This is a genomic window from Cytobacillus horneckiae (genome assembly GCF_002835735.1).
Taxonomy (GTDB): domain Bacteria; phylum Bacillota; class Bacilli; order Bacillales; family Cytobacillaceae; genus Cytobacillus; species Cytobacillus horneckiae.
Map to the genome: position 1 here is coordinate 1 of NZ_PISD01000099.1, position 9,540 is coordinate 9,540.

Below are 9,540 nucleotides of genomic sequence, written 5' to 3' on the forward strand. Positions count from 1 at the left end.
ATTTAATCACTTCCTTTTTTTTATATGAAGATAAAGGAGGTAAATATTTTTGCAAATTACATACTTGAAAGGTGGTGAGGAAGAATGGGTGAGAAGTCAGGTTCTATGACAAATATGATCATTGTTTTAGTAGGATTGGTAATCATCGTTGGTTTTGTAAATATAATGTTTCCACAATTAACCACTGATATTGGTGCTGGTATGACTAATGTAGTAAATGATGCTCTAAGCAATGCTACTAACATCGGAGGTAATTAGTGAAGTATAAAATTTAACAGGTACTTATTCAATTAGAATAAGTACCTGTTAGTTTTATTAAAAGTAAATATAAGGAAGTGTTAAAAGTATATGAGTAAGAGAGTATTATACTTGCTTCCCTTTTTGATTATTCTATTCCTTTTTGTTAATTCGCCTAAAACATTTGCAACACATCAATCAATTCCAGATGCTAATGCAACAATGAATAACGGATTTAGTCCATTTGAAGTTGATAAGAATTCATATAACAAAAGATGGAATATAAAAGGAAATAAGGCTAACAGTTTTACCAGTGGGAGTAGGTTAGCGTATGATGTTTACTCTGGTGCTTCAGGAAACTCTTTAAAAAGAAGTTGGGCAATTCAAAATTCTAATCGTTGGACGGGTAAAAGTGAACCATATTTAGTTTTTTGGGGATGGAGTGCGTTGGTTGGACATCATCATCACGGTGCTAATAACCAAGCAACTTATATCTTAGCGTATAATCCTGATACCAGAGAAGAAAAGATGTATAAAACAGAAATGTCTTCCTTATCTGCAACTAAAGATATCGAATACAATAGACAAAATTCTAATGAGAATAGCATTTACAATGCCTGCTCATCTACAGCAAAAAATAAAGTAAATACGGATTGTAACATGTTTTATAGAAACGTAGGATTTAAAGCATGGCTGCCATTAAATGAATTATTTCCAGCAAATGCAACTAAAAATAAGTGGCATCTATACATTGTGAAGAATGTGGAAGGAAGAGTTGTCTATGATGAATTAAGGCTTCCATTCCAATTTAAAGACCTAGAACATTCTTATGGAAAGGTAAGTTTAAGTAGTGGAATTAATGCTCAAAAATTAACTATGTTAAATGAAGGTGTAGCTAGACGTGATTATCCAAGGCAAACTGGCTATAGCGGCGGGTTATACTACGATCAGGGTCGAGTTTATCAAAAGATAGATCAAGATGAAAGCGCTGGTGCAGCTATTTGGTACGGAGTTAACAGCCCTCATGATAGTGGAAAAAAAAGATGGGGGAGTTCTGCGTATTGGGGTTTTGGTGGAGATATAGCGACACTTTCGTATCAAATTGATAAAAAATCATGTCCTGATGGTTCAACGGTAAATATGAATCAAGACTGTCAGGCTAATGTGACTATAAATCACGTTGATAGCAATACGGGTAAAACTTTAAAAACAGATAATAAAAAAGCAACTGTGGGAAAAAGTTATACATTTTCAGCAGAAGATAAAGGGGTATTCAAGGATTCAAAAAACAATCCTTATGTACCAGCACCAGCAAATCAAAAATTCACTGGGACTACACCGAATAATAATATGACATTCACTTTTTATTATAAAGTGTCATTACCTGATCCTTCTAGCATCGAAGAATTAAAAGATTCAACTGAAGGTAGAGCTAATGGTGAGTTTCAATGGATATTAAACAAGAAAAACGAAAAAGAATATAGCAGAATAGAGGTTAATAATAACTCTAAAATAACAGGAAAGCACTATGAAACAAGAAATTTAGATTATAAAATCAATGCTCAAGGTGTATTTTCTGTTCAAGATAATGAAATACAGAGTTATTATGTTGACGACCCCGAATTATTAAAAGGTAAAGAGATAAACTATACTTTTTCATATGAATTTACAAATCACTACAGCAATAACTATACATGTGAAGAGAAACAAGGAAATGATTGTTTTCAATGGAAATTAAAAGACATTACACCAGTATGGGAAGATAAATATAAGAAGAAAGCGACTTGGACAAAAAAATTGAAGGCTGACCATAAATATAACGAGTCTTTTCAATTTACCACATCATCACAACCAATGTTGGAATTACTTGTCGGTAGAAAAGCAACTTTTAATGGAAATGAAAGTGTTTCTATTAGTGAACAACAAGTAAAAGAAACGTTTACTATAGATAAGTTATCTACAAGTTTAATCTCTCAAAACTGGAAACCAATTGAGGAAAAAATACAGTATCAGTCAGGGCTAAATAATAAGTTCTTTATAATCCCTGAGTATATGTATTATTATCCTAGTGATTTAGACGTGAATCTTCAAAGTAAGTATAGTAATACTAGCCCCTTCGCATATTCAAGCTATGCTATACCTTTAAAAGTGGCATCACTTGAAAATAAATCAATTTCATTCAAGTCATTAGATAATTTCTTTATTACAAAAAATACAGGTTTTGTTTTCTCTATGCCATCCTCAATAACGGCCATTGCTGATATTGAAAAAGAAGCTAAGAAGCAGTATGAAGACTTCACAAATTCAATGTACAATGATGAAGTTTTGAACACTTACACTGATGGTTCTCGATATTATTTAAATATCAATGGGAATGGGGAGCAAGAACCTAAAAAGTGGTATACTGACAATTTTGTTATCGGGAAACTAGGGTTATCAGATGTAACATTCCATGTAGACCGTCAATTACAATTTGAGAATTATTTAATTGGTAGTCCAGTAGACAAACCAATAATAAATGAGCAAAAAGAATCAACAATTATAGATATTAACTATCCACATTCGGTAACTATTGACACAACACAAATCCAAGATATAAAAGAGATAGCAAATGATCGTTCAGATTTGTTACATTCCTTTAGAAGTACAGATATACAAGAGAAATATAATCAATTAAAAAATATAATTCCCCAGCTTAGTAAATAGATTCTATTGGATGGGGGAATAACATGACCAGTTGGATAAAGTATTTCTTTCTCGGAATATTTTTCATGGCAGTCATAATATTTATGGCAATGTTAAGTTTAAGACATGGAACAAATATTTCAGCAACTCAAGAAGTGGAGATTGCTGTAAAATCTTCAGAATTAGGTACAGTAAGAAACGAAGCGACTAATGCCATCGATAAAGAGGCGTTAGTCGCTAATCTTATTTTAGAGGTTGTAAACGCTCATAAAGAACAGGGGAAAAATATTAAAATTGATTATGTCTTTTTAAATGATAAAGGAAAAGTGACTGAGGTTGAATCTGAGATTCATAGTGTTCAGTTTAATGTGGATATATTAAATGAAAAAGGTAAAACAATGTCTAGTTCAACACAAAGAGTAGCATTAATCAAATAAAAGTACTTTTATTTAATTAAGAAGGGAGGATTAATACATGGGAGAGAAATTAGGATTTATAAAAATTCTATTAATTGCTGTTGTATTCGTCATACCTATATTTCTCCTGGTATTTAAAACCCAAGTTGATAATACAAAGCTGTTAAATGTTTCAGTGGAAGTACAACAGCTAGTATCAGCTGAAGGTGGTTTATCTTCAAAAGTATCAAAGGTAATATCAGAATTCGAGAAAAAGGGTCTGCAAATAGAACTAAAAGATGCGGCTGGTAATAGAGTTAATGGAAAAGTAGATGTTGGTGAAGATGTATATATCACTTATAAATATAAAGGGGCTGTAACCTCTAATAAAACTACTATTCTAAAAAGAAAAGAGTGATTGAAGTGGTTGAAGTTTTTACTGAAGAAAATAAAAAGATGTATCTGGAATATTTAAAGGTTAACGAAGAGAAATTTTTTAGTAAACGAATACTAACTGCTGTAATTTTTGCTATTGCTTATACAGTCATCATAATGATGATAGATAATCCATGGTATCTTATTGGCATTCCTTTTATTATGGTTTTCGGGTATAAAATTCCTTATATAGAACTGATATCATTCAAAAAAAGAAGTGAGATATTAAATCAGTATATGTTTCCTAACTTTCTCGGATATTTCGTAGCTTTGCTGGATACTCAGGGTAACGTTTATCAAACTTTAAAGGCTACAACACAATATATTAATGACCCTTTAAAGAGTGAGGTAGAAAATCTTATAAATAAATTAGAAGAGAATAATGTTGATAATCGCGATGCTTTTTTAGAATTTGCCGAGTATATTGGCTCTAGTGAGGCTCATATGATAATGAACTTAATTTATGACTTTACTGAAGAGGGGATAAACAAAAACGATCTTATTGAATTAGAATCAATGATTTCTAAATTACAGGAGAATAAAACAAATGAATATATTAGATATAGTGCTTCAAGTATGGATAAGCATGGAACTCCGATGTTAATTTACGGAATGTTATATGTATTTATTTTCTCAGCCCTTGCTTTAACTGGCTATGCTAGTTCATTACTTTAATCATATTTGGAGGTTATTATGCAAGATGAATTAAATGAAAAAATAGTTACCTTATTAAACAAAAGCTTTATAAAACCTTATTTAGAAAACGAAGATATTACAGATATATCCTATAACAGTACAGACTTATGGGTGCAGCATAATATTAAAGGAAGAATTAGACCAGACCACCAGCCATCTGAAAGTGAAATCTCATCTTTAGCTAAAAAAATAGCAGATATACAGGGAAAAGAGTTCGCCAATTCCGAACCTATATTAGATACTGCAATTTCTAATTATAGAATAAACACTGTGCATACAGTTGTAAGTCCTTCAGGCTGTACATTATCAGTAAGAAAATCTAGTCCAACTTTATCTATTAACAATATTAAAGACATAGCAAATGAGGATGTAGAAAGGTTACTAGAGGTACTCATCAAAGCTGATACTAATATTGTTATCTCTGGGAAAACAGGAAGTGGTAAAACTGAGCTTCAGAAGTTACTTGTGGGATTTATTGAAGATAATAAGAAAATTACTTTAATAGAAGATACAATGGATAGCCATATCAAAGCTTTATATCCTAATAAAGATATTAATAGCTGGAGAACCTTAACAGATAGTATGAGAGAGAAAAAGATAACGTATACTGATCTAATTAAAGCAGGGTTAAGGAATAATCCAGATTGGATGATAGTTGCTGAAACAAGGGGTGGAGAAGCTAGGGATATGGTTGATTCTGGTCTTACTGATCACATGATCATTACCACACTGCACGGAAAACGTGCAGCTGCAATACCTTCCAGAATTATTTCGATGATTGGACAGGATTATATAATAAATAATGAGGTTCGCCTTGGTAAAGATATTGTAAATACGTTAAGGTTCGGAATATATATGGGCTTTGAAATAACAGAGGAAGGTGTCAAAAGATACATTCGCGAAATTGTAGAATTTTTAGACTATACAAATGAAGGTGTAGAATTTAATACGATTTATAAAGTTGCTAGGACATTTGATGAAGAGACTCAAGAATATAGTGATAGAGTTGTAACAAACTCACTATCTGAAGAAACAAAAGAAGAGTTGATATACAAAAAGCAGTATCATAAATTACCTTCAGTTTTTAAATGATAGGAGCTGATTAAGAATGAAAATCAAAATTAAATTAGAACCGGTTTTAAAATTATTTTCTGTCATTCAAGTCATTCTATATGCATTGCTGATATACGTTTTTGCAGCAGGCTATCTATATCTTACTACTAACCATTTAGTTATTAGTTTGTCATTGGCGGGTATAACAGCGATTTTTTCTTTTTATCATTCAGTTTATATTCCAAAAAAGGTAAAGTATGAACAATATTTGATGAAAGAGATACAAAAATATGCTTCTACAATGACTTTTTATTTACACTCAGGTAATAATGTTATGCAGTCATTAATTTCATCAAAAGCAAGTGTAGACCCTATTATTCAGGAAGATATAGATTTGATTATTAGGGGACTTGAAGAAGAAGCTGTATTAAAAACTGACCATTTTAAAAAGTATAAATTTTCAGGTGTTGATATATTTCATCAAAATTTAAGAATAAAATATGAAATTGGTGGCAATGCCAAACAACTTTTTAATAGGGTTAATAAAGCAATTAATTTTGAAATTGTTAAAAGGGATGAATTGTTTAAAGAAAAAAAATATATAAAACAAAAAATATTTATGATGATTGCAATGGTATTAGCAATGCCTTTAATATTGAGGTTTTTTGTTGGTGATGTTTATAGTGTTTATTTACAGATGGGGATACTACCTATTGCGAACACTTTATGGGTATTCATTGCAGTTTTGATAAGCTTATATTTTGTACAAAAGACAGCTGCAAATACTACTCTAGTTAATTAGTTCAAATTAAAGTACTTTTATATAATGAAATAAAAAATTACACCGTATCTAAAAAGATACGGTGTAAAAACAGTTTTTAAAAATCAAAAATCAAAAAAAGGTTATGAATAAAATATAGCATAATTATATGAAAAATACAATATAATGTCTCGCTACATTATAATTTTACGCACCCAAATGGTTTTGTCTTACAACCGAGTAGGCACTTAATAAATGTATTAGGATATATGGAATTAGAAAGTGTTTTTGTTATAATATAAATTGAATGCGTAAAATTATTAAATGGGAGGATTAAAATGACAAATTACCCAGATTATATTAATCAATATCTCTATTATTTAGACTTCAATGGTCGCTCTAAATCCACTTTAAAACAATACCGTTCAGACTTAAAAAAATTAAGTTTTTATATATCAAACAAGTACAATTTAAATTCACTATACTTATTAAAGCAACATAGGGAAGACATCCTTCTTAATTTTGAAAGTGAGTTAAGCAATAAAGGCTTATCTGATACATCCATTAAGAGGATAATTAACGTCGTATTAGGACTGTTAAAGTATCATCAAATAGAAATACCTTCAAGCTTAAGAAAAGCAACTGAGAAACGCCCTCAGCGCCTTTTGTATGATAGTGATTTTGTTACCAATGAAGAATTTACTTGTCTTCTAGATTCGATGGCCAAACCTATAAATAGAAAAGAAAGTGCTGCCAGAGATTTTCTTATTGATCGAAACATTGCAATATTGAACTTGATTCGTTTCTATGGACTAACTCCCACTCAAATATCTAACCTTAACATGAGTAATATTAACTTGGGACAGGGTTACATCACCATAAAGGGAGAAGGTACAGAGGGAAGAAACATCAAAATTAACCAGGAACATAAATTACTAATTACTAAGTATCTAAATACGTTTCCTAATTATAATCAACTAATTTATCGTACAGTCCATGAAGATAACCCACTATTTGTAGCTTTTAATAATAAGTCAATGTCATATCAAGTGAATTATTACTCTCAAAATTTCACACAGATGAAAAGATTAAGCGTTCGTTCTATTCAGAAGTTTATTAAAGTGGAGTGCAATTTAGGTGGTCTAAGAAAAATATCTGCCATTAATTTAAGGAATCAATATATATTGGATAGTCTATTAAAAAGAATATCTGATAAGGATTTGTTAAAAGTTTTAGGTTTATCTTCGCCTAATTCATTACACAGGTATAAGTACTATTTAAAAAATATATAAATTTTAAAACTAAAAAACGACCTTTTGAGTATAATCAAAAGGTCGTTTAAATAAAAAATAACCCAGCCTCAGTAAATGGCACCGAGGAAAGGTTATTCTTAACAAGTATACCAGCCTCAGTTAAATGGCACCGTGGAAAGTATACTTATCCGTACTATTTGCTTAACTCCAGTATAGTATACCATGTTATTATTGTCAATAAGAGATCTTTTTATCTATGGGGGACGGAACAATGAGCTTTCTAATTTACTTTGATGAATCAAACAAACTGGACTCACCAAATAAACAATATTCTTATTATGGAGCATATGGTGGAAATTTAGACACTATGTTCGAAATTACCAAAAATATAAAGGATATCTATAAAAATTTAAAAACAAAAAGTGAAATGCATTTTAACACATACGATAGTGGGGAATATATAAAAAAATACTTCCAAGTTTTAAACCATGTAATTAATCAGGAAATAGCAATGAACATTTTGATTATAAATAATCAGGATGCAGCTAAAAGTGCAAGGAAAATGGATTTAAGCATACCAGATTTAAGGGATCTTTTCTATACAAAAATACCTGAAAGGCTTTTTTATGGCCTAATTCGGAATCTAAATGTTGACGAGACTCAAGACATTAGAATAAAGGTTGACGATGCAACAGAATATAGAACACTTGACGTTTACGATAATATAAAAAAGCAAATGAATGCTCATTCTGCTTATCGAAACAAAGATTATAAGGTTAGCTCAATATTAGGAAAAAAATCCGATTATTCAATACCTCTTCAAATTATGGACACTTTTATGGGTATTATTGTTTTTTTAATGGAAGAACAATACTACGATAGTTCCATATCATCACAATCAAGAAGTGATTTAATTTACCGTTTCCTAATTGAAGGTAATAACATTGAAAAGTTCAAAAATCAAATCACTCTCTTTAAATGGGAAGGTAACGAGGAAAAAATGATTAAAATCCCTATAAGTGATTATATATCCACTTTTCTTACTTATAAAACACAATATGACCTTCAAGAAATGATAAAATTGCAGTCGGCTGTTTCAAAACCTACAGATGAAGAAAAAGAATTATCATATGGCGAAAAAATAAAAATGTATCACAGAATATTAGGTTACTCAAACCGCCAAAGGAATACACTACTTGGCTATCTATCGGAGCTTGATAACGGAGATCGTAATTATTATTTACGACCTTATGCAAACATAACTAGTATGGAAACGAAGGTTAAAATAGAGGAAAATGTATCAAGGGTATATCAATTAAAAGGGCTAACTGATGAAAAATATAGATACGGTTTTAAATTAGGCAAAGTAATAAAAAACAATATTTCAAATGAAGAAATTCTATCTGGGAGAATTGATTATCAATATTTAATAAATCAACAAAAAGTTAAAGATAGTTCATTTACAGCGAATATGATTCCTACTGATTATTGGAAAAGCAGACCTGAAACTATATGTGGTGAAATTAAAATCTATTTAGATGAAAAAGAGGTTTTTCATACAGTAGTTAAATCTAAAGAGAACAAAAAAATAGAAATCAACTTGAAAAATGCTACAAATTTAAGGATTGTTGCCACTGGAACAATGATAGGGATTGTGAATCCAAAAATATTGAAAGATACATACTAACAAATATGTTAATAATAAAAAAAGAAGGTGACTAAGGCTTGTAAAAATTAACTGATTTCAGTTAAAATAAACTGTATACAGTTAATTAAAAAAGAAGGTGAACTTTTATTGAATAAAGATATTGTTTGGGGTGGCGACGATCCGTATACACATATGCTCGCAGTCGGACCTACAAGGTGTGGTAAAACAGCAACTATATTAACTCCAATCATTTATCAAATATTGCTACAAAAAGCACAAGGGAAAAAAGTGGGCTTGTCAGTTATAGAACCAAAAGGTGATTTAGCTGTCGAAGTAAAAGAATTTTGTGATGTAATGGGGGTAGAACCAGCAACTGAA

9 protein-coding genes and 1 pseudogene are annotated in these 9,540 nt (G+C 30.5%); all 10 read left to right on the top strand.

The window, feature by feature from the left end:
* The first annotated feature begins 84 nt into the window (after positions 1-84).
* A complete protein-coding gene (locus CWS20_RS28310) occupies positions 85-258 on the top strand; it encodes a hypothetical protein (RefSeq protein WP_157090513.1) in 174 nt (57 codons plus the stop codon).
* A gap of 90 nt (positions 259-348) precedes the next feature.
* On the top strand, positions 349-2,943 hold the full coding sequence (locus CWS20_RS27560; protein ID WP_066194585.1) for a MucBP domain-containing protein: 2,595 nt from the start codon (positions 349-351) through the stop codon (positions 2,941-2,943).
* A 23-nt stretch (positions 2,944-2,966) separates the two neighbouring features.
* Positions 2,967-3,359: a hypothetical protein gene (locus CWS20_RS27565; RefSeq protein WP_066194587.1), complete on the top strand. Its 393-nt coding sequence runs from the start codon at positions 2,967-2,969 to the stop codon at positions 3,357-3,359.
* 37 nt (positions 3,360-3,396) lie between these two features.
* Entirely contained in the window at positions 3,397-3,735 is a 339-nt protein-coding gene (locus tag CWS20_RS27570; RefSeq protein WP_066194590.1) for a hypothetical protein, read from the top strand.
* Between the two features lie 5 nt (positions 3,736-3,740).
* Positions 3,741-4,427 (top strand): hypothetical protein, encoded by a 687-nt coding sequence (locus tag CWS20_RS27575; RefSeq protein ID WP_066194593.1) that lies wholly within the window; start codon positions 3,741-3,743, stop codon positions 4,425-4,427.
* 18 nt (positions 4,428-4,445) lie between these two features.
* Entirely contained in the window at positions 4,446-5,540 is a 1,095-nt protein-coding gene (locus CWS20_RS27580) for a CpaF/VirB11 family protein (protein ID WP_083957295.1), read from the top strand.
* 16 nt (positions 5,541-5,556) lie between these two features.
* Positions 5,557-6,303, top strand: a complete 747-nt coding sequence (locus CWS20_RS27585; protein WP_066194599.1) for a hypothetical protein — start codon at positions 5,557-5,559, stop codon at positions 6,301-6,303.
* 296 nt (positions 6,304-6,599) lie between these two features.
* On the top strand, positions 6,600-7,553 hold the full coding sequence (locus tag CWS20_RS27590) for a tyrosine-type recombinase/integrase (protein ID WP_066194602.1): 954 nt from the start codon (positions 6,600-6,602) through the stop codon (positions 7,551-7,553).
* A 232-nt stretch (positions 7,554-7,785) separates the two neighbouring features.
* A complete protein-coding gene (locus CWS20_RS27595) occupies positions 7,786-9,201 on the top strand; it encodes a DUF3800 domain-containing protein (protein ID WP_066194604.1) in 1,416 nt (471 codons plus the stop codon).
* Positions 9,202-9,309: 108 nt separating this feature from the next.
* Positions 9,310-9,540: pseudogene (locus CWS20_RS27600) on the top strand (type IV secretory system conjugative DNA transfer family protein); the annotation flags it as partial.

What these genes read in the sequence shown, in the direction of transcription:
- CWS20_RS28310 (WP_157090513.1), top strand. Translation starts at nt 85, where the DNA reads ATGGGTGAGAAGTCAGGTTCTATGACAAATATGATCATTGTTTTAGTA.
- CWS20_RS27560 (WP_066194585.1), top strand. Translation starts at nt 349, where the DNA reads ATGAGTAAGAGAGTATTATACTTGCTTCCCTTTTTGATTATTCTATTC.
- CWS20_RS27565 (WP_066194587.1), top strand. Translation starts at nt 2,967, where the DNA reads ATGACCAGTTGGATAAAGTATTTCTTTCTCGGAATATTTTTCATGGCA.
- CWS20_RS27570 (WP_066194590.1), top strand. Translation starts at nt 3,397, where the DNA reads ATGGGAGAGAAATTAGGATTTATAAAAATTCTATTAATTGCTGTTGTA.
- CWS20_RS27580 (WP_083957295.1), top strand. Translation starts at nt 4,446, where the DNA reads ATGCAAGATGAATTAAATGAAAAAATAGTTACCTTATTAAACAAAAGC.
- CWS20_RS27585 (WP_066194599.1), top strand. Translation starts at nt 5,557, where the DNA reads ATGAAAATCAAAATTAAATTAGAACCGGTTTTAAAATTATTTTCTGTC.
- CWS20_RS27590 (WP_066194602.1), top strand. Translation starts at nt 6,600, where the DNA reads ATGACAAATTACCCAGATTATATTAATCAATATCTCTATTATTTAGAC.
- CWS20_RS27595 (WP_066194604.1), top strand. Translation starts at nt 7,786, where the DNA reads ATGAGCTTTCTAATTTACTTTGATGAATCAAACAAACTGGACTCACCA.